This window comes from Bartonella sp. AP19HLJMH, from assembly GCF_042196245.1.
Classification (GTDB): Bacteria; Pseudomonadota; Alphaproteobacteria; order Rhizobiales; family Rhizobiaceae; genus Bartonella.
In genome coordinates this window covers 56,154-78,886 of record NZ_JBHIPX010000001.1, presented here as the reverse complement: position 1 = coordinate 78,886, position 22,733 = coordinate 56,154, and the positions used below count along the sequence as shown (strand labels likewise).

The 22,733-nt window shown below is 37.4% G+C and carries 14 protein-coding genes; 7 read left to right on the top strand and 7 right to left on the bottom strand.

Features of this window, described 5'->3' with window-relative positions; all coding sequences use genetic code 11:
• Positions 1-18 precede the first annotated feature (18 nt).
• The 6 genes from rsmA to lptF all read right to left on the bottom strand — a co-directional run bounded on the left by rsmA (position 19) and on the right by lptF (position 7,558).
• The gene (gene rsmA, locus ACFINR_RS00315) at positions 19-849 is read right to left on the bottom strand and encodes a 16S rRNA (adenine(1518)-N(6)/adenine(1519)-N(6))-dimethyltransferase RsmA (protein WP_375611238.1); all 831 of its coding nucleotides are present in this window, start codon (positions 847-849) and stop codon (positions 19-21) included.
• Positions 840-1,853 carry a 4-hydroxythreonine-4-phosphate dehydrogenase PdxA gene (gene pdxA, locus ACFINR_RS00310; protein ID WP_375631728.1) on the bottom strand — a complete coding sequence of 338 codons (1,014 nt, stop codon included), beginning with the start codon at positions 1,851-1,853 and terminating at the stop codon, positions 840-842. Before pdxA ends, rsmA begins: the two co-directional genes overlap by 10 nt.
• Entirely contained in the window at positions 1,853-2,809 is a 957-nt protein-coding gene (locus ACFINR_RS00305) for a SurA N-terminal domain-containing protein (RefSeq protein ID WP_375620739.1), read from the bottom strand. Before ACFINR_RS00305 ends, pdxA begins: the two co-directional genes overlap by 1 nt.
• 109 nt (positions 2,810-2,918) lie before the next feature.
• The gene (locus tag ACFINR_RS00300; protein WP_375652279.1) at positions 2,919-5,279 is read right to left on the bottom strand and encodes an LPS-assembly protein LptD; all 2,361 of its coding nucleotides are present in this window, start codon (positions 5,277-5,279) and stop codon (positions 2,919-2,921) included.
• On the bottom strand, positions 5,280-6,371 hold the full coding sequence (lptG, locus tag ACFINR_RS00295) for an LPS export ABC transporter permease LptG (protein ID WP_375629231.1): 1,092 nt from the start codon (positions 6,369-6,371) through the stop codon (positions 5,280-5,282).
• Positions 6,368-7,558 carry an LPS export ABC transporter permease LptF gene (gene lptF, locus ACFINR_RS00290; protein ID WP_375631736.1) on the bottom strand — a complete coding sequence of 397 codons (1,191 nt, stop codon included), beginning with the start codon at positions 7,556-7,558 and terminating at the stop codon, positions 6,368-6,370. The genes lptG and lptF overlap by 4 nt, the downstream gene beginning before the upstream one ends.
• 407 nt (positions 7,559-7,965) lie before the next feature.
• On the opposite strand from lptF, the gene ACFINR_RS00285 reads away from it, so the two are divergent.
• From ACFINR_RS00285 to ACFINR_RS00275, 3 genes are read left to right on the top strand one after another with little or no spacing between them, the layout of a single operon-like run.
• Positions 7,966-8,412, top strand: coding sequence for a DNA polymerase III subunit chi (locus ACFINR_RS00285; protein WP_375652278.1), 447 nt, complete (start codon positions 7,966-7,968; stop codon positions 8,410-8,412).
• Positions 8,412-8,591 carry a hypothetical protein gene (locus ACFINR_RS00280; RefSeq protein WP_375629223.1) on the top strand — a complete coding sequence of 60 codons (180 nt, stop codon included), beginning with the start codon at positions 8,412-8,414 and terminating at the stop codon, positions 8,589-8,591. Before ACFINR_RS00285 ends, ACFINR_RS00280 begins: the two co-directional genes overlap by 1 nt.
• A complete protein-coding gene (locus ACFINR_RS00275) occupies positions 8,581-8,844 on the top strand; it encodes a hypothetical protein (RefSeq protein WP_375629333.1) in 264 nt (87 codons plus the stop codon). Before ACFINR_RS00280 ends, ACFINR_RS00275 begins: the two co-directional genes overlap by 11 nt.
• Here the strand turns inward: ACFINR_RS00275 and ACFINR_RS00270 are convergent.
• On the bottom strand, positions 8,841-10,130 hold the full coding sequence (locus ACFINR_RS00270; protein ID WP_375611247.1) for an MFS transporter: 1,290 nt from the start codon (positions 10,128-10,130) through the stop codon (positions 8,841-8,843). The two genes, ACFINR_RS00275 and ACFINR_RS00270, sit on opposite strands and share 4 nt — an antisense overlap.
• 570 nt (positions 10,131-10,700) lie before the next feature.
• On the opposite strand from ACFINR_RS00270, the gene bafA (ACFINR_RS00265) reads away from it, so the two are divergent.
• The 4 genes from bafA (ACFINR_RS00265) (at position 10,701) to bafA (ACFINR_RS00250) (ending at position 22,558) form a co-directional block, all read left to right on the top strand.
• A complete protein-coding gene (gene bafA, locus ACFINR_RS00265; RefSeq protein WP_375652277.1) occupies positions 10,701-16,205 on the top strand; it encodes a BafA family autotransporter in 5,505 nt (1,834 codons plus the stop codon).
• Between the two features lie 361 nt (positions 16,206-16,566).
• Entirely contained in the window at positions 16,567-19,131 is a 2,565-nt protein-coding gene (gene bafA / locus ACFINR_RS00260; RefSeq protein ID WP_375652276.1) for a BafA family autotransporter, read from the top strand.
• 229 nt (positions 19,132-19,360) lie between these two features.
• Entirely contained in the window at positions 19,361-19,612 is a 252-nt protein-coding gene (locus tag ACFINR_RS00255; RefSeq protein ID WP_375652275.1) for a hypothetical protein, read from the top strand.
• Between the two features lie 357 nt (positions 19,613-19,969).
• Positions 19,970-22,558 (top strand): BafA family autotransporter, encoded by a 2,589-nt coding sequence (bafA, locus tag ACFINR_RS00250; RefSeq protein WP_375652274.1) that lies wholly within the window; start codon positions 19,970-19,972, stop codon positions 22,556-22,558.
• The last annotated feature ends 175 nt before the right edge of the window (positions 22,559-22,733 follow it).

Below are 22,733 nucleotides of genomic sequence, written 5' to 3'. Positions count from 1 at the left end.
TAACACAAAGTGCATTTTTTAGAGCACTAGATGCGCTAAAGTTACAAATTCAGAAATCGAGAGCGTTTCAGCACGGCGCGTTCCATCAATTCCAGCTTTTTCTAATAGCTCTTCACCTCCAAGTATTTTGAGATTTTGACGAAGCATTTTTCGTCTTTGCCCAAAGGCGGTTTTTGTGACGAGGCTTAGTTTTTGTGCAGAGCAGGAAAGAGGTTGTATTCGCGGAATAATATGAACAACGGAAGACGTTACTTTAGGTATTGGTATGAAGGCTTGAGGGGGGACATCAAAAGCAATTTTAGCAGTGGTACGCCAGCCAGTTAAGACACTAAGACGTCCATAATGAGTAGATTGAGGTTTGGCTGTAATCCGTTTGGCAACTTCACGTTGAAACATCAATGTCATTGATTCATAAAAAGGAGGCCATGGTTCAGTCAAAAGCCAATTTAATAAGAGTTGTGTCCCAATATTATAGGGAAGATTTGCAATAATGCGCGGTTTTACAGGGCTTGTTTCAAAGAGTTTTGAGAAATCTTGCTTCAGTGCATCATTACAAATAACTTTTAATTTTTTAGGATAGTGTTTTTCTATTTCTAAGAGAGCCGGTATGCAGCGCTCATCGCGTTCTATTGCTGTTACAATGGCACCCTTTGCTAGCAAGGCACGTGTGAGACCTCCAGGACCAGGACCAATTTCAAGAACAGGTTTTCCTTCTATATTGCCTGCTTGATGAGCAATTTTAGATGTTAAATTAAGATCAAAAAGAAAATTCTGCCCCAAAGATTTATGCGCTTGTAATCCATATATATCAATGACCTCACGCAGAGGAGGGAGATTATCTATTGGCATGGGTTTAAACTATTTTTTGCAAGTTGATTTGCAAGTTTAAGAGCAGCAATAAAGCTTTCGGGAGAGGCTATCCCTTTATCAGCAATGTCAAAAGCAGTTCCGTGATCTGGAGACGTGCGAATAAAAGGTAGACCTAACGTGACATTAACAGTGCTATCAAAGTCTAATGTCTTAACAGGGATAAGGGCTTGATCATGATACATACAAATGGCAACGTCATATGCTTTTCTTGCGCATTCATGGAACATTGTGTCGGCAGGCAGCGGGCCTGCAATATTGAGTCCTTTCTTTTTAAGATATTCAATAACAGGAGTGATAACTTCAATATCTTCTTTTCCCATCGCACCTCCTTCTCCAGCATGAGGATTAAGACCAGCAACAGCTAGTCGGGGTGATGTTATTTTAAACCTTGTTTTTAAGTCATATTCAGTAATAAGTACCGTTTGAATAATTAAATCACGGGTAAGCTGTGAAGGAACATTTTTAAATGGAATATGAACAGTTATTGGTACTGTTTTTAATCGAGGTCCTGCTAACATCATAACTGGATGATAACATTTATGAAAAGCTTTATGGGCTAAATCGGCTAAAAATTCTGTATGACCTGGAAATTGAAAACCGGCATCATAAAGACTCTTTTTTGCAATAGGACAAGTGATAAGTGCACATGCATGGCCATTTTGAATCAATTGAACACAGCGTTTAATTGCTTCAATAATTCCAGCTGTATTTTTCGATGAAGGTATACCTAATTGATCACTTTGTTTGTTTTTTAACGGTATGATAGGAAGAGCGTTTTGAAAATTTTTTGCAGGATTATTGATTAAAACAGATTGCACCTCAACATCAATCTGTAAAAAACGAGCGCGCGAACGAATAACATCTGGATCAGCAAGAAGTACAAAAGGTGGAATTTGGCGTGTAACACGCAAATTCCACGCTTTTAGTACTATTTCAGGACCAATTCCGGCAGGATCACCACCGCTAACAATAAGAGCAGCCATTATGAATTTTGAATGCGTGCCACTCGGCGCAGTTCTCCTAAATATTTGTCGCTTAATTCTTCAAGTTTTTGCGGGCTTCTTTTTTTACTATCTTGAAGAGAAAATATCAGTCGAGCGACATAATCATCAGAAACTCTTTTTATTTTGCAGACAGCAATTGCTTCGATTCCATCAGATGTTTCTTGTAATTTTGTCATTTTTCCAGCAGGCGTTTCAAGAATAGCTTGTTCCCATGCATTAGGAAGTTGTGGCTCCAGAAACTTTCCTAAGTGGCGGATAGTAACGTCTAAAATACCTCTTGCTTGATTGTGAGCATTGGCACATCCACGGAAATGTGCGCGAAAATTACTTGCTTCTCTTTGACGTCTTTCAAAGATCTCTGAACGACGATGTGCAGGAATGACAAAAACAATTCGCTGTAATGTATATTCGTTGGTTGAAGGTTTTACACCACCATTTTTTAATATTCTGCGTACAGCTTCTTGTTCGCTAATCATACCTGTTTCAGCTTGATAGCGTGCGCTAACAAGACGCCCCCATCCTATTTGTCCACGGATGTAATCTTTAAAGTGTTGCACTGTGATCTCAGTTTGGATCAGAATTTGGTTGAGCTGATCAATCGTCATATTATTTTGTGTCGCAAAATTCTCAAAAGCTCTATCAACTTCATCATTGCTTACTTCAATATTACGACGTTTTATTTCAATATTTTTTAGCTTTTCATCAATAAGCTCTTTTTTAGCCTGTGCCACCAAATTGCCTTGCTTTTGTTGTAGCCTGAGAAAAGCAAGGCGTCTTTGTATATCATAATTTGTGATGGGGTTGCCATTAACTGTAACAACAATAGAAGTCTGCGCAAAGACTGTCGGAATCAAAAATCCATTTATTAGCAGGCTACTTACGCTCAAAGATGCAATATAAAATAAAGCAAGAAAACGCTTTTTCAATTTATTCATGTAAATAGGCTTTCGCATTGTTTATTAATTCTCATCAACAACTTAAAATACACGCTTTCTTTCATAAAAACAATGATAAGTTAAATGACTGATACATTCCCTTTATAAATTAATCTATCTTTTTTCCGATATCTGCAATCGTACGCAATGAAAGAGAGAAATTAAAGTTTTGCAAGGGTGCTTTCCTGCCTGGATTCGTTACCTGTTGATAACCGAATGTTAACCCGAAACATTCATCCATATAACTCAAGCTAATTCCTCGCTTTATAAATGTACCAGATACTAAATCATAACCGGCGTTGCTATTAATGGACCAATAATCTGCTAATTTAAGTCCTGTTTGAAAAGAAATTTCTTGGCGCTCTTGAGAATATTCATAGTCTGGTTGCTTTGCGATATAGGCATATTGTAGAGCCGCCCAAAAATTTTGCCATTTTTGTGATGCTTCGATTTCACTACGGCGGATTTTTCCTGTTTTTTTGTCAAAGCGTCCACGCGTTTCTAAGGAAAAACCACTTTTATGGGTTGTACCAAACATTGCAACATAGTCTGAACGTTTTGCCTCTAAGCTAGAATGAGTACCGACATTGATAAAGTCCTTTTCTGCAAAAGAATTCTTTCCTGCTAGATGGAAGGATTGTCCAATGAGACCATAAAGAGACCAATTATCATTAAGGCTTCCAGAATATCTTATACCTATATTGGCTCTTGTACCACCTTCTACACGATCATAACCAGAAAATTTGTCTCGTTGAAAGAGAGTGGTTGCATCAAAGACAAAGCTTTGAGCATCTTCATTAGGAATTTGTCCAATATATTGTTCATTATTGCGTATAAAAATTTGTGCAGTTGGTTCTATAATATGTGTAGAATGATTAGCTGTAATGAGGAAGGGATAACGTAGTTCCAACCCTGCTGTTGCCATGCCACGAATTGCTGAACCATGAATTGCGGATAAGGCATTGTTTTCTATAGAATCTGTGTGATTTTCGCTTGCATTGGTTGTAATGATATCAGCTCGTAGAGAGAGAAGAGGGGTTAAGATGAGTCCGTTGTGCGTGTTGAAGCGCTTTTTCCACTGAAGCTCGTTTGTTAAACGCAAACTATTTCCAGCCATACCAGAAAGTTTTACTGTGTTGAGAGGGTTTCCGTTCTGGTCGGGTGAACTGAAGTCAGCATGGCGACGATAAACTGATTGCATATTACTATGGAAGGTAAGCTCTCCATTATAAATGGGTTCATCTGGTGTGAAAAAATAATCGATGCGTGGTAAGACCCACGCTTGCCGAGAGTGACGTTCATAATGAGGATCATTCAATATTGAATCTTGAACTTTAAAATGATAAAAACGCATATCAAAATAATTTTTTCCTGCAAGACCATTCAGATAGATCTGAGAAAGTTGTGTAGGATTGTTATAGTTTTCAAGTTTATAGGCACGACTAAAATGCCGATCTGATTGTGCAAGAATATCCCATCCATAAGTCCAGTGTGAATTAATACGAAAATCCCCCTTTGTCGCCAGCATATAACGGTTTTTATGTTGGGCATCAATCGTATCATTATCAAATCTATGCGGTTTCATTTGATATATATGAGCAAAGCGAATGTTATAACGTCCCGTTTTTAAACGCTGACGCCATTCCCCTTCGGTTAAAAGCCCTTGTTGGGTATAAACCGTAGAAGAAAGGGTAAAATCATAATGGGGGGCGAGATTCCAGAAATAAGAATTCTTTATCCCCATACCGAGATAATCAGTATAAAAAAAATGAGGAGTAAGCAGACCGCTAGCACGCCTGACAGTTGGATCATAGATCTCAAAATTTGGAAATTTTATAATCGGTACACCAAAAACTTCAAAACTGCTATTTTCAAACCGAATTTTTTTGACGCTATTATTCCATATGATCTTTCTTGCTTTAATTTTCCATAGGACGTCTCTATCTGGTTTATAAGAGCAAGGTTCACAGGCTGTATAGGTTGCATTTTCAAAGACTGTTATGTGATTGTGTTTGCGTGTAGCATTTTGGGCTGAAAAGTGAACATTGTTGGCTGTATCAATACGTAGGGCGTTTACAAAACCCTCGCCAAGATCTTTGGTCATATCAATTTGGTTGGAATAAATTTTATTACCATCCTTTTGAGTAATTTCAACGTTCCCTTGTGCTATAAGCCGTCCTGTTTTTTGATTGTAAATAATTTTTTGAGCGACAACTTTATTGCCATCATATTCGATTTGGACATTACCGTGTGCAGAAACAGTGTTTTCATCACGATTGTAGATGAGTTCATCCGCAGAGAGCAAAAGAGGAGGTTCCAGATTTTGAATGCGACTTTGAGAAGGAGATTGAAGGCTTTGAGCGTGCGCACAATAAGACAAAGCACTTCCTAAAATAACCCCCACAACACTTTTAAAAGCGAGAGCACTTAATTTTGTTAAAATAGTTTTTTTAAGTGTTAATGCTTTCACTTAGCCATCCTCTTTATGAAGTAAAAAAGAGATTCCTAAGAATAACGCAATAACAACGGGTGTCCAAGCTGCAATAATTGGTGGAATATATCCAGCATTACCGAAAGCTTGAACAAGTACGGAAATAACATAAAGCATAAACCCAGCTATTACGCCACCAAGAATCAACATTCTAGATTGCCCAAAACGTGTAAAATTTAAAGATACAGTTGCTGCAATGAGGGTCATTGCCACAAGCAATGCCGGTAATGCAATCAAAGATTGAAAATACATATCAAAATTATGAGCAGAATAGCCAAATGAACGTGCAATCATAATTTTTTTTGGCAATTGGTAAAATGGAATAGTTGCGGGATTCACTAAACGTTCCGTTAAAAATTCAGGTTTTAGATTGGTTTTTATTTGCAACACGGTAAATTTTTCAGGAGGATGCCCTATTTTATAGATTGTTCCATTTGTTAATAGCCAAAATCCATTAGTCAAGGTTGCTTTTGGGGCGTTAATCCAATTTTTAACGGTTGCATTGTCATTGTATTGTACAAAGGTGGCATCGAGAAGAGAAAGTCCTTGATCGGTGATAGATTTAGCACCAATGGTTGTTCTGCCTAAATTTGTACGTTGTGTTAACCAGTGGATACTTGTATTGTGAAGAGGTGTTAGTACATTGTGATTGCGCCATTCAGTCATCTTTTTTTCTGCTTGAGAAAATCCCCATGCAGCAAGTGGATTAATGAGAAGAATTGAAAATAATCCTAAAAGAAAAGCTCCAAAACAAGCTGGCATAAGAAATTGCCATGCAGAAACACCGATTGAACGAGTCACCACAAGTTCAAGTTTTTTGTTGAGCGAGATAAGCGTTGCCATTGCAGAAAAGAGTGCAATGAAAGGGATAAGTTGTTGCATGATAAAAGGGATGCGTAAAGCAGAGAGGAAAAATGCATCTTTTGCTGTATAATGCGGAAGGGAAGATAGCCTACCGGAATTCTCTGTGAAATCGATTAAAAGAGCAAGAACAAAAATGCTTCCCCAGAAATAACAAGTTATTTTAAGATAACGTATAAAAAAATATCGTCCAAGTGTCCACCCAATCATGATATTTCATCCGAGGAATCTTGAGATTTTCGATGTTCAAATTTGTTCATTATTTTTTGAAAAGCGATTTGAAGTATCTCATTAACTTTTGTGGGAAGCCCAATTTTATGATTCGTTAAAAGCATAAAAAAGACAAATGCACTTGTTCCTATAGGTATAATATAAAGGAGAGGAACGTATGCAAGATCGCTTTTTGCTTTTTCTGCGAAAAAATATCCTATCCAATACACCAGAAAAGAGAGGGCAATTGCCGAGAGATTTGCGGAATGATGAGCTTGTCGATGGGAGCGTACATCCCCTGCCGCTGCTAATGCAATAAGTGAAAAAACAATAGGGTAGAGCCATTGTGTTAATCTGCGGTGAAATTCAGCTTTATATTGGAGTGGTTTTCGTTGATAGTAGGGATCTTTTGGGTCAGGGTTTTGTAAATAAGAAAGAGACCGATCTTTTGGATAAAGAGTAGGTGTTTTATCACTGGGGATAAACTCTCCTAGGCTAAAAGTATATGAGCTAAATTGCACGATTGAAACACTGTTATTTTGATGATTGACTCTTTCTATTTCACCGTTATTGAGAACCAGAAAACTGCCGTTTTTATTGCTCACAATGGATGCGTCTGTTGCATAATAAAAAAGATCAGTCTTAGGATCACGCTGGTCGGCAATGAAAAGGCGTTCAAGTGTTCCATTTGGATTTCGTTCGCCAATTTCTATGTAAAGGTTATTGGTGAGTTTTTGGAAGCTCCCTTCACTAATGAATAGATTAATAAGATCAAAATGAGCGCTTGCTAGCATTTGTCGCATATGAAGACGCGCTTGAGGAACAACAAAATTAGCTATAGAAAAGGAGGTACAGGATGCAACAATAGCAAGAAGAAGGATAGGTTTCCAAACAGTACTTTTAGGAAAACCAGAGGCATTGATGACAGCAAGTTCTGAGTCTTGATGCATTGCTGAGAGGATGGTTGTAATTGCGATCACTAATGCAAACGGAATGACAACAAAAATAACAGAAGGAACCAATGAGAGTGAAAATTGTAAGACTGTGAGGAGTGTTTGTTTACTTGTTGTGAGAAAGTTTATCCGTGCAAGAATTTGTATAGTCCAACTAACGCCCACTGCTGCAATCATGACAGAACTAAACAAAACAAGGACACGTTTCAGGATGTAGAACTCAATAATACGCATAAATTGGGGAAAATCCTCAGTTTTTAATTCGATAGCAAATATTCTTACTGCTTTCGGTTAAAATGTAATAAAGTTTGTAAAAATATCCTTTCATGAATTGGATATTTTTACCAAATAAATAATATAAAATTGCCTATGAGGTCCTCTTTAAATTTTCCGTACATTATATTTTATTTTCAACTATAGTCTACAAAGAATCTAGAAGAATCTAGAAAATAACTTAAAAAACTTTTTTATTAACGTTGAAGATAAAAATTTTTGTCTTTTAAAGACACGTGCAAAAAGATAATGCATCTCAATCAAAAAAGAGGGTTTATATCTTGAACCGTTTCCTTTGTATTAGGGATATAGAAGTTTTTTTAAAAAGATGTTAGCTTTTTTATAAAGAATGATGAAAGCTTAAGAGATTGGATATTTTATTCTATCATTTGACGCAGTCAACGCTGAAGGATATTTTGCCGACGCTTGTGGAGCGTGCATTGGCTCGTTTTGGTAAAGTAACAATACAGTGTGTGAGTAAAGAACAACGCGATTCTATAGATATACATTTATGGGTTTATACTGATGAATCATTTATTGGACATGGAACGGAGTGTGATCAATATCCAAACTTTCAGCCTGTATTTCTTACGACAGGACAAGAAAATCCGAATGATTCAAAAATTCGTTTTCTCATAGAGGGAGCTGTTTGTTCGGATATTGATGCTTATCAACGGCTTGTCGTGATATTTGATGGTAGAAGTGAAGAGCAGTTGAATCTCGTTCGTGCACAGTGGAAAAAATATAAAATGGAAAATCATAATTTAACGTATTGGCAACAGACTGAAGATTATCGCTGGGAAAAACAGGTTTAATGCGTCTTGTATCTATTGTTCTGATTTTTATAGGATTACTGGGAATAGTAAATCCTGCACTTTTTATTACGGAAGGCTCAGGGGGAGGGCGTTGGGTTTTTATTGTGATTTTTCTTTTAGGCATGTTAAATATATGGACTATAATTAAAAAAACGAAACGCCATAATGATGATCATTGATCGAATTTTGCTTGTTTTATGGGCTGTGATGTTGGCCTTCTTTTGCGTTTCATGGTTGGGGACAACGCATATCTTATCAGAAATGTTTGCTGTTTCTTATATAAGCAATATTGCAGATTTTTTATTTTTCTTTTTGAGTGCCTTGTTTGCAGGAATATTGTGGTGGAAAATACCTCAACCCCTATCTTTAAAAACGAAACTGGCAGCATTTTTGCCGCCAGTCCTTATTTTATTCTTCGTTATTATATTTTAGTTGGATATTTCATCATCTGTAAATCCGACGAAGCAAATCAGTGAAATAAAAGAAGCAAGAAGCAAATAATAACCGATATAAGATGTATCGAAATGTTGCACCAGATATTCTGCAATATAAGGCGCGAGAGATGCTCCTACAATAGCAGATAAATTGAAAGTAATAGAAGAACCGGTATATCGAATTGCTGTTGGGTATGGTGAAGCCAAAACAGCACCAAGAGGACTGTATATCATTCCCATGAGAGACAAACCGATAACAGACATTGCAAGGACTCCTATAACTCCAGAATTTAAGAAATAAGGAATTGCGAAAGAATAAATACCGGTGATGATTGTAATCCAAATCATCAAAGTTCTACGTCTAATACGGTCAGCGAGTCTTCCCGTGATGACAGTAAAAATCCCACAAAAAATAGCACCGACAATTTCGATTTGAAGAGCTTGATGAAATGGCAATTGCAAATGGTTTGTTGAATAGCTTAACAAATATGTAGTAACCAAGTAAAACAAAACAAAAGTTGCCATACCAGAAAATATTCCAAGAAATAGGATTCGTGGACATTTTAAAAAGACATCTATGATAGGAACTTTGACATGTTTTTTACTTTCAAGAGTTTTTTTGAATTGAACAGTTTCATTGATTGAAAGACGGACCCATAATCCTATAATCATAAAAACAACTGAAGCAATAAAAGGAATACGCCATCCCCAGGCTAAAAGTTCTTCACGATCAAGGAAATGCAGCAGACCCAAATAAACAGCAATAGATAAAAACAAACCTATTGAAACGCCTAATTGGGGAAACATTGCATACCAGCCGCGCTTTTCTGGAGGGGCATTTTCTGTAGCGAGCAAAACAGCTCCTCCCCATTCTCCTCCTAATCCAATTCCCTGTCCAATACGGCACAAGGTTAAGAGGAAAGGGGCAAACCACCCAGCTATTTCATAAGTAGGAAGAAAACCAATAATGACTGTTGAAAGACCCATTGTGAGAAGAGAAGCGATAAGTGTTGCTTTTCTTCCAATCTTATCTCCAAAATGTCCAAAAACAACTGATCCAAAAGGGCGGGCAAAAAAGGCTGCTCCAAATATTAGGAAAGATTGTAAAATAGCAATTTGATCATTTTGTGTTGGAAAAAACACATGAGGAAATATAAGAGCTGCGGCAGTGCCAAAGACATAAAAATCAAAGAATTCAATTGTTGGGCCAATAAGGCTTGCAAATAAAATCCGACGAGGGGAGTTTCTGTTGCTTGTAGCTTTCATTTCTGAGTTTATAGACATGAATAGAATGTCCCTTTTAGTATATGACAAATCAAATGACGAGTTAACTGACTATAACTATAGAAATTTCAAATCGGTGTCGAGTCAATATTATGACACTTCGTTATATATTAGAACAATGATTATGGACTGATGGGTATGAATAAGTGCTCTATATATTATCCATATTGAATAAAATAAAGACACTGCTTTAAATGCTGTAGAAGATGGCAATAGGTGGCCATAAACGCAGCTCTCATTCACATTGCTGTTTCCTTTAAAGTTTAATGCCATTTTTATCTATTAAGGGATCAATCTTATTCGTAGATCAGTGTTTAGTGTCTCAAAATATTAAAAATATTTTTCATGGATGCAATTATAACACTTTTAAAGTGTATCTAAAAAATTAAATCTTTTAGTTGTGCATGCATTTTAAAACACATGGTGTATATTTGATCTGTCAGAGCTTAATCCATCGAATGCTTTGCTATCTTAAAAGACATGAGGTTGAGCAATTACGTTGTGTTGTTTTGATCTATGCACTTTTTTCTAAATGGGAGAATTTAAATTTAAAATTATGGAGTGTAAATAATGCAACGCAAATTGAAATTAAGTTTTTGTGCGGTAATGGCCAGTGGTTTTTTTGTCAAGATTGCGAGTGCATATGGAGTAGCTACACCAAGAGAAAAGTTATTAACACCAGTAAGTATCAGTGAACACCTAGAAGAGACAAGAAAGTTGTTATCAGAAGTGAGGGGACTAAAAGAAAAAAAGGGGGGATCAAAAAAGATAGAGAATAAACAGACAGTAGAAGGAAGTGATCTTTCAGAAGAGGAAAGGAAGAGATTAGAAAAGCTATTCTTTGAAGTACTCACAAATTCAATAATAAGCGATGGTGCTACGATCTATATTACTAACCGTGACTCTGAAGGTTCTGAAATAAATAGCTTTAACTATAAAGATGCAGCTTATTCCATTAATAATACGGTTAGAGAAGGGGGAAAACTCTACATTGATGCAGCAAGTGTTAGCAGGGATACGACAATTGAGCATGGTGGGATTGAGTTTGTCCAAAACTTGAGCAGTTCGGAATATGCCGCTGTTAAAAAAGGGGGGAAACAAATTGTTGAGAGTGGTGCAAATGCAGAAGGGGCTCAAATCCATGGCGGTGAGCAGATTATTTTTGGTAAGGGGTTTCTTGGGGATGGTTTGTCGCGTAAAGATAAGGAAAGTAGTGCTTATGGCACTGAAATTCATGCTGCAGATGGAATGCTAGGAATACAAAGTGTCTATAGTGGGGGGATGGCTGTTGACACAAAGGTTATGAAAGGAGGTGTCCAGAATCTTGATGGTAAAGAGAATTTTCATAACGGTTTCTCAGAAGATACTGATACAGCCGATATAGAAGATGAAGATTTTACAATTAATGAGGGGGCTTTTGCACTGAGTACCGAACTTTTTAAAAATGGTATACAGAATATCTTTGCAGGAGGGAATGCGAGTGAAGTCGCTTTATACGATAGAGCTATTCAGAATATATATGATTCTGGATACGTGGATAATCTAACCATTAATCATCAAGCAAGGTCATGGGCTTTTGCTGGTGCAATATTAGATAAGGATACAAATGTTCATGATTTTGGTAGTCTCTATCTTTATGCTGGGAATGGTGAAGCTGTTACGGAAGTAGAAAATCTTAATTTAAATGGAGAAGATAGCAAACTATACATTATTGCTCCTGAAGATAACAGCAAAAAACCTCACGTTAATATCCAGAATTTAACTGGAAGTGGCAGAGTTATTTTTACGTACTTAGGGACTAATAAGCATTACTCTAAGCTTAATATTGATGATCTTTCAGGTTCTTTACATTTTGATTTTAATGTCAACTTTGCCAAGCATCTTAGTGATTATCTTGTCATTAAAGAAAGTGGTTCAGGTTATCACACAATAAGTGTGGCTGATTCTGGGCGTGAAATTACAATCCCTTCCCACAAAAAGCTTAAATTAATTTCTGATCGCAGCGGAAATGCCCATTTTACTCTGACAAACACTTTTGGTGAAAAAATCGGAACTGTTGATGCCGGAACCTATCGGTACAGTTTGAAACATAGAAACAATAAGGGTACTGGTAAAATTTGGTACTTAGATGCAAACCACACCATTGATGAGACAACTTCTCAAGTTTTTGATAGTGTATTGAAACCATATACTGGTTCATCAAGTGATTTACTTACAGAACTCACAATTGATCAAGGAACAACTGTTTCTATTGCAGATCCTAGCTTTGACACGAGTAGCAAGGAAGTTGATAGCAATGGAGAAACTTCAATTAGTAATACAGTTAAAGATGGTGGAAAGCTTTCCGTTTATAGCGGTGGTTTTAGCTTGTATACGACAATTCAAAGAGGTGGCACTGAGCTTATTAAAACACAGGGTCTTTCACAGGATACTATTGTTCATAAAGGTGGGCAACAAAAGGTTAAAGAGGGGGGAAAAGCTGAAGGGGCTAAAATTTACGGAGGTGAGCAATTTGTTTCAGGAAAGTCTGATATCAAAGGGGAGATGGTAAGGAGTAGCGCTCATGACACTATCGTTTCTGGTGAGAATGGAGTGCGAGGATATCAGAATGTGTATGATGATGGAGAGGTTTTTAACACACAGATCATGGAAGGAGGGGTACAAAATCTTTATGTGGAAGAAGATTTAGACCATTATAGCAGTTTTGCCTTTGATACGAAGGTCTTTTCTGGTGGACAGCAACATGTTTTAGCGGGAGGAATCGCGATTGGCGTTCTTTTAGAAGGGACTGCTTTTCAGGCAATAGATTTAGGAGGTTATGTAAAAGATTTAACCGTTAAGGATCAAGCACAATCGTGGTTACATGGTGGCGCAACATTGGAAGGAAAGACAACGGTTAATGATTCTGGACGGATTTATCTTTATGCTGGTGCAGAGCAATCTCGTACTGAAGTAGAAAAAATTGTCTTAAATGGCAGAGATACAAAATTGTACGCGATTGCCTCTAATATAGATGGTGAAAGTTCTTTGATTGAGAATCTGAGTGGGAATGGTCGTGTTATTTTTACTTCTACCGTGTTTGATCCACATTACTCTAAACTTGAGATCAATGATCTTTCAGGGAGTTTACATTTTAGGTTGCATACTAATTTTGCAGAACAGCGCGGTGATTATCTTCTGATCAAAAAAGGATCAGGTAATCACACCATAAGCGTTATCGATTCTGGTGTTGAAATGACCAATTCTCCTCTACAAGATCAGAATTTAGTTTTGGAGCTTGATTTAATTCATGTTCAAAGCGGAAATGCGCATTTTACTCTGACAGATTTTTCTGGTGAAGAGACGAGTACGATTGATGGTGGAGCCTACATGTATGGCTTAAAGACAAAAGATGATAATGGGGGAAAGACTTGGTCTTTGGCTACATCACAAATAACTTCTGCTCCTGTAATTCCTTCACCTCATGTGGAGTCGCCTATAGATAAGCTTCCTGAAAAAGAAGAAAATATGACATCGTCAAAAGATTTTAGTATCTCTGATGTAATTCATTACAGCATTGGGGAAGGAGGAGAAATTCTACAAAGCTCTTTGCTCGGTGACGATAACGTAGTTTATGTCTCTGATGATGGAGAGCAAGGTGTTCTTAAGAAGTCTATTAATAATACAATTCAGGGATCAGGAAGACTTTATGTTGAAGCTGGTGGTTTCAGTAAAAATACAACCATTGAAAATGGTGGTACTGAGATTGTAGGGGAACAAGGGATCTCAGAATCTACGATTATTTACGAGGGTGGAAAACAAAGAGTGGAGGGAGGAGGAACCGCATTGAGAGCTGAAATTTATGGTGGGGAGCAGCTTGTTTTCGGAAATGGTTATGTAAATGGTGGAATTGTGGGGAGCAGTGCTTATAACACGACACTTTATGGTCAAGGTGATACGCTGGGACAGCAGAATGTATATGATGATGGGATGGCTGTGGGAACAAAAGTGATGAGTGGAGGAGTACAAACTCTTGCTAAGTGGTTTCCTAATGATGATAACTTTGCAGAAAAAGCCGGCGGTTTAGCTGTAAATGCTGAAATCTTTTCAGAGGGTGTGCAGCGTGTTTTAGCAGGAGGTGAAGCAAATACAGTCATTTTACGCACTGGTGGTGTTCAAGAAGTCTATGCAGGTGGAATTGTAAAGAATCTAACGATTGAAGGTAATGCTAATTCATGGATTTCTCCTAGTGCAATATTAGGAGGAGAAATAAAAGTTCAGGATTTTGGTGGGCTCCATCTTGATGCTGGAGACGATGGTCAACAAACTATAGTAGAAAACATTGAATTAAATGGAGAAGACGCTCAATTATACTCCGTTGCTCGTGGGTTTGACGACAAAAGTACACGCATTCAGCAGTTAAGCGGTGTAGGAAAAGTCATTTTTACCTCTTTTGAAGATGATTTATATTACTCTCAGCTTTACATTGATAATCTAGCAGGGAGTCTACATTTTAACTTTAATGTTAGCCTTGCAGAAGAAAAAGGTGATTATCTCTTTATCAAAAATGGCCGTGGTTCTCACACAATAAGTATTTTAGATTCCGGTATTGAAATTGTTGATCCTTCTTCAACAGAACTTGATTTAATTGTTGATCAAAGTGGTGGCGCACATTTTACCTTGAGAAGCTTTTCTGGTGCAAATGTTAAAACTATTGATGGCGGAACCTATACGTATGGTTTAAAACAGAGAATTGATGAGGGTGGGGGTGAAAAAGTTTGGTATTTATCTGCAGTATTTATTGATAATGTTTCATTTCTCAACAGTTTACCACATAGTAGAAGCAGATCTGTGCGGCATTTAAATCAAAATCAATCAGTTTCTTCTCTTTCAACGATTGCAGCACCACAAGCACATGTTATTAAATTGCCACGTCGAAGAGAGAACCGCCAAAACTTAAGGCAAAAATCTCAGGTTTCTGTCTCTCCAACTGTTTCCTCTCTTGGAAGTCACGTTATTGAAGTCTCAGGTCCAGCGAGTTCTCATCCTCTTTCTGCTGAAGAGCAACAAACTGCTGTTTCAGAATCTTCTCACTCTTTAGCCGATCAGATGATTGTGCGTCCAGTTCATAAAGAACAGCCTTCTCCACAATTGAGTGAGACGCTTTCAGTTTCTCACTTTTTGACCACGCCCTCTACAGATGCGGTATTGTCTATGTCTGTAGCTCCAGCGATGGTGTTTCACAACGAAATGCAAACAGTGCGTGCGGGAAGAGGAATTCTAGATAAAAGTAAAAAGAATGCAGCTTTATGGACCTATGCGATTAAATCTAAAGAGAGTATTGCGACAGAGCATATAGATTTTAAGTTAGATCAGACAGGTATTGTTTTAGGGATCAATGGTTTAAGCGAGTGGGAAAATGGAGAATTTTATATAGGTGGTTTTGGCAGTTATGATCGTGCCCGTGTTGCGCATGCACGGGGGGGTAACAGTGGAATCAATACTTATGGTATTGGTGCTTATGTCACTTATTTTGATCATAGTGGATGGTATCTCGATGGTATTTTAAAATACAATCATTATCAAAATACTCTAAAAGCCGTTTCAACGAATGGTTTAGAGATTGAAGGAACATATACTCAAAGGGCATTGGGAACTTCCTTTGAAGCTGGTTATCGACTTAAGACGTCAAAGAACAGTTGGTTACAGCCTTATGGACAATTTACATGGTTACAAGTTGAGGGTAAAGAAATCAAGTTATCGAATGACATGACAGGTGACATGCGTCCATTCACTTCATTACGCAGTGAGGTTGGCTTATCTTTAGGATATGAATTTGGTTCTCACATGGATTCCTCATCGCTTGCGTATATTACAGCAGCATGGTTGCGTGAGAATAAAGATGACAATCAAACGTTAATTAATCAACGGCATTCCTTTACCACGGACTTATCAGGGAATGCAGGTAAATTAGGAATAGGTTTAAGCAGTTTAGTGAGTGAGAAGTTAAAGTTATATGGTGAGGCCCATTATATTAAAGGGCGTAAAACAAAACAGTCCCTTCAGGGAATTATAGGTGTACGCTATAGTTTCTAAGTATATGGTTATTTTTTAGTTATCTTTAAATATATGATTGTTTTTAAAGGTCTTTAATTAAAGGTTCAGAGAACAATTTTTCAGAGCACGCAGCTTCGTTGTTCATGATAAACTGTATACCCTTATATACTTGATTATGCATTACTTTTTATCTTTGATAAGAAAACTCCGAGAAAATGCTAAAGAAGCACTATAAAAGCGCTCTTATATTCTTGATCAAAAAAGTATTTAAAAACTATAAAGAACGGTTTTTTATGAGATAAGGGGGATTTTTAAGAAGGATTATTGCAATCTAAGGTTGAAAATATGTTTTGTAGAGCTAATTACGTTTAGTGTCTATGCAGGCGTGAAGGGGGAGGATATGGCTCTACAATATAAATGGAAACGAAATTTTTGGATACTCATGTTGAGCAGCTGTTTTGTGCAAGCTGCTGCTGCAAATGAGGGGGGAACAGCACTTTTTTGTCAATCTTCAAGTTATGAAGATGATAAAGTATTTCAAGATCAATACAATGAGGATATGAAAACAGGCAGATGCATACTTGGAGCCTCTAATGATGTTATGGTAAGAACACGCAATGAATTAGACTTTTTGAAAAAGCCTAGCGATTTTATCATGGATAAGGGTGCTAGAGTGTTTGCGAGTCAACAGAAGCTTGACAGCAGTCATCGTGACAATGCTGGATATAATGCACAAGAACAAAATACTGCATTTCTTAAAAAGCCTGAACTTATTTCCATTAAAGATGGGGCAATGTTAGAAAATTATATCCTTGATAATGAAGGTAAAGCATACATTTCAAATGATGGTGAGATTGATAGTCCAGGGCGATCCATTAATAACACTGTAAGGAATGGTGCAGAGCTTTATGTGTATGCAGGAGGACTCAGTGAGAATAGTAAAATTGAACATGGTGGAATTGAAAATGTTCAGGCTTTGAAGGGAAAACAAGGTTTTTCGAAAAATGCTGTTGTTGAAGAAGGCGGACACCAAAGTGTTGAAAATGGAGGAAAAGTAGAAGGGACTAAAATTTATGGTGGTGAGCAGCTTGTTTTCGGGGAGGGGGATATTGGAGGAGAGATTAAAGGCAGTAGTGCTTCTCATACTGTCATTTATGGTCAAGATGAAACACTAGGCCAACAAAAAGTATATGATGGCGGAAAAGTTTGGAATACGAAAGTTATGCAAGGGGGTGTCCAAGAGGTTGGGCAAAAGTCTCAAAGTGCAAAAAATGGTGGTTTTGCATTTGACACAGAAGTTTTTGGTGGTGGTAAACAACGTATCTTAAAAGGCGGTCAGGCTATTGGAGTCACTTTAAATGAGAGTGCTATTCAGGAAATATATACTGATGGATCTGTAAAAAATCTAACAATGAATGATCAAACAAAATCATGGGTGTATGCTGGAGCAACATTAGAAGGCAAGACACAGGTAAACCATTCTGGGCAGATCCATCTTTATGCTGGAAATGATCAACAACGCACCACAGTAGAAGATATTATTTTAAATGGAAAAGATACAAAACTATACTCTATTACTGATGAGTTTGATGGAAAAAGTTCTTTGATACAAAAATTAAGTGGTGAAGGGAGTGTTATTTTTTCGTTTACAGGTTCTGATCCATATTATTCTCAGCTTCATGTGAATAATCTTTCAGGAAATTTACATTTCGCGTTCAATACTACGATTGCCCATAACCGTGGTGATTATCTCTTGGTTGAGAAAGGCGCTGGGAAACATACAATAAGTGTTGCTGATTCTGGAGTTGAAATCACGGATCCTTTTTCAAATAAGCGTGATTTAATTACGGATCAAAGTGGTGGAGCGCATTTTACGCTGACAGATCTTAAGGGTGAAAAAATTAACGCCATTGATGGTGGAACTTATATGTATGATTTGAAAGAAAGAAAGGATGAAAATGGAAAAGTTTGGTTTTTATCGGCAGACCGCCTCAGTGGACCAGAACCTTCTATACCAGATCCGACAAATCCTTTTTTTCCTGGAGAAACATCAACAACCCCCTCTACAGATGCAGTGTTAACGTTGTCCGTAGTTCCTGGGCTTATTTTTAATAATGAGTTGCAAATTATACGGAATGGTAGAAAAATTTGGGACAGAAATAAGAAAGATATCGAACTATGGACTTATGGGATTAAGAGCAGAGAACGTGTTGCGACAGGCCATACACACTTTAAGCTTGGGCAGACAGGTTTAGTCTTTGGTGCTGATCAGTTGAGTGAATTAAGGCATGGAGAGTTGTATGTTGGTGGTTTCGGGAGTTATGATCAAGCACGTATTTCTCATGCACGAGGTGGTGACAGCGATTTGAGCTCTTATAGTATTGGAACTTACGCAACTTATTTTGATCATCGTGGATGGTATATGGATGGTGTTTTGAAATATAATTATTACCGAGATAATTTGAAAGCCATATCAACGAATGGTTTAGCCATTCAAAGTCATTACAATCAGTGGGCGATAGGTGGATCATTTGAGATTGGTTGTTATTTTGAACCGGCACAGAATACTTGGATGCAGCCTTATATCAAGCTAACAGGTTTGCAGGTTGAAGGTAAAAGAATAAAACTTTCCAATGGAATGATAGGTGATCTAAGCCCATTAACTTCATTCCGCAGTGAAGTTGGATTGACTGCAGGACATGAATTTTTTGTGAGTTCAGAAACTTCATTAACAGCTTACATTATGGCAGCTTGGTTGCGTGAGAATATAAATAATAATTATACGACCATTAATAACCAGTATAAATTTATTACAGATTTATCAGGCAGTGCGGGTAAATTGGGAATTGGTTTAAACGGTTCGGTCAATGATAAACTAACACTTTATGCGGAAGCACATTATCTAAAAGGACATAAGATTAAGAATGCTCTTCAAGGTATTTTAGGATTACGCTATAGTTTCTAAATATGTGTGCATGGCTGATTAACTTTACAAATGTAATTGTTTTGCAAACTTAAACAGATAACGTTCGGCTATGTCTTCTCGAGAGTGTAAGGACTTTCTCAAATAGTAGAAATGTCTTTATACTCTCTCTTTTAAAGGCAACATACTGAATTTATAATAATAATTCATTTCTATGCATGTTGAATGAGAGTCGCGAAAATCATAGGATTCTCTCATTCCAAATCTGTTTATGTTGAATCAATCAAAACCATTTTCTTGCACGTCACAAGCAGGGAAGCCTGCGTGGATAAAAATTGTACAAGAAAGAACTAAAAATACCTCTTATAAACTGCCTCAAGTACCAAAGGGTGTCGCGTTGCAACATTTTAGGGCTGGAAAAGTGTATGATGATATCGGCTCGCTTCTTCATAAGCGTAAAGATTGGGGGGTCAATGGCTTTACCGGTATATCATTCATGGATGACATGGCGAAATGGGCTTGAGTGCATTGAGAGATGTCTCTTTAAAACAAGTGAGTGAATGTACAACCCAATGGCGTTTTGTTTTACGTGAAGAGGGGGCCCCATTAAAGGGCACGAGCATTTTTTTCATCTATAATTCCAGATATGCAAATTATTCCTTTAACTTAAGTGAACATTTTGAATTTTATTCAATTTTTCTGCCTTAAGTTAGAGTTTTTTAGTGGTTTATAGATAAACAACTTTAAGTTGTTTAAATTAAAAAATACACTAAAAAATTGTATTTAGACATAAATAAAACACATTATGATACAATCTAAAATGAGCTATCTATGTAGTCGCGGGGTATTTTTCTAAATAATTGAGAGTGGAGTGTGGATAATGCGGTATAAATACAAATTAAGTTTTTCAGTATTGATGATCAGTAGTTGTCTTTTGCAATCTGCAAGTGTAGTCGAGAGTAGGAATAGAGTGCTAACAAGAGCAACAGATGTGGGAAATAGAGAAGAGGAAGAAAAAAATTTAGAACTGATTGCTAGTTTTTTCAAAAATAATATTACGATTGAATATGGTGATGTAGAGCTTGTTGATAATGGAAAATCCTCCGTAGGATCTAATATTAAAAAAGGTGGGATGCAGATAGTTGTACGCGGAGGAACTGCAATTAATGCTGAAGTTAGAGGTGGTAAGCAGTTTATTCATGAAGAGCCCAATATTGATCTTACACGCGTGTTGAGACGGAGTAGTGCATATAATTCCACAGTTACTGGTGTAGATGGAGCAATAGGGCAGCAGAATGTGTATGATGGGGGAGGTGCTTGGTATGCGAAAGTGGGAAATGATGGAGAACAAAATATTTATGCGGGGCAAAGAAAGGAAGGGGGGAGAGCAATGTTTACAGAAGTTTCTGGGAATGGGAGACAGCATGTCTTAGCACTAGGGGAGTCTGTGAAAACTACTTTGAAGGATCAAGCTATTCAAGTTGTATATCCTATGGGATTTGTAGATACTTTAACAATTACCGATTTTGCTAAATCGTGGTTCCATGTTGGTGTACAAGAAGTCGTTGGAGAAGTAAGGATCAATGGTGGCGGAGAACTTTATTTATTCGCTGGCGATAGGACAAATCATATAACTAAGAAAAAAATTCCTATAGAAGAGAGCGTGGATGAGATAATATTTGAGGTTGGTGAACGGAAGATAGGAGAAAAACCACAGATTAAAATTAAAGATTTAGGGGGGCAGGGTGGGACTGTTATTTTTTCTTCTATTCCGTATGATCCACGTCATATTTCACTTTATGTTGAGAGACTTTCAGGGGATTTACATTTTCGATTCAATATTAGCGCTACGTGGGATGCGAGTGATTATTTGTTGATTGGTGAGGGCTCAGGGAATCACAAAATAAATATTGCAGATTCTGGACGTGAAATTACAGGTCCTCTCTCACAAAGGAATAGTTTGGTTACTGAGCTTCCGTTAATTACCGATAGAAGCCACAATGGCGGAGCTAATTTTACTCTGGCAGATCTTTTGGGCAAGGACATTACAGCTGTTGATGGTGGAACCTATCAGTATCGCTTAGTGAAGAGAGGAAGATGTGCTGATTCTAGTGGTAGTGCTACAATTTGGTATTTAAGTAGAGCTTCTGGAGATACGGAAGGTTCTAATTCTGAAGTAGAGTGTGTGAATAAGAAAGCGAAGATTCCTCTTGCATTGTCTGCTGATACGGGTATACAGTCTGATCAAGGGGCTTCTTCTGAAGGAAAAAATACCGGTCCTCGTCCACTTACTAAAAAACAGCCATCTAAACCACGACCTCCACGTCATTTAAGAGGGGTACAGAATGTCTCTAGTGTTTCTGTATCTCCCTCTCAAGAAAATCAGACTCTTGTAGCGTTTCCTCTATCAGGTCTTCATCCTTTTTCTGATGAAAAACAACAAACTGCTGTTTCAACCTCTTCTCAATCTTTAGCCGATCAAATGACTTTGCGTCCAGTTCATAAAGAACACCCTTTTCCACAATTGAGTGAGAAACTTTCAGTTTCTCACTTTTTGACTACTCCCTCTACAGATGCGGTATTGTCTATGTCTGCGGCTCCAGCGATGATTTTTCACAATGAAATGCAAACCGTACGTGCGGGAAGAGGAATTCTAGATAAAAGTAAAAAGAATGCAGCTTTATGGACCTATGCGATTAAATCTAAAGAGAGTATTGCGACAGAGCATATAGATTTTAAGTTAGATCAGACAGGTATTGTTTTAGGGATCAATGGTTTAAGCGAGTGGGAAAATGGAGAATTTTATATAGGTGGTTTTGGCAGTTATGATCGTGCCCGTGTTGCGCATGCACGGGGGGGTAACAGTGGAATCAATACTTATGGTATTGGTGCTTATGTCACTTATTTTGATCATAGTGGATGGTATCTCGATGGTATTTTAAAATACAATCATTATCAAAATACTCTAAAAGCCGTTTCAACGAATGGTTTAGAGATTGAAGGAACATATACTCAAAGGGCATTGGGAACTTCCTTTGAAGCTGGTTATCGACTTAAGACGTCAAAGAACAGTTGGTTACAGCCTTATGGACAATTTACATGGTTACAAGTTGAGGGTAAAGAAATCAAGTTATCGAATGACATGACAGGTGACATGCGTCCATTCACTTCATTACGCAGTGAGGTTGGCTTATCTTTAGGATATGAATTTGGTTCTCACATGGATTCCTCATCGCTTGCGTATATTACAGCAGCATGGTTGCGTGAGAATAAAGATGACAATCAAACGTTAATTAATCAACGCCATCCATTTACCACTGACTTATCGGGGAATGCAGGTAAATTAGGAATAGGTTTAAGCAGTTTAGTGAGTGAGAAGTTAAAGTTATATGGTGAGGCACATTATATTAAAGGGCGTAAAACAAAACAGTCCTTTCAGGGTATTTTAGGTGTACGCTATCGTTTCTAACGATATGGTTATTTTTTAATTGATCTCAATGATAATTTTGATGGAAAGCGTTGAGGAATATAAAAGAAGTTCAACATTTGCTGAGGGGCGGTAGCGCATCTTTATGATGGGATGAGCAATTGCAGGTATTTTTATTAAAGTCTTCTTTATAATTCATTCTATATTTTTGAGAATT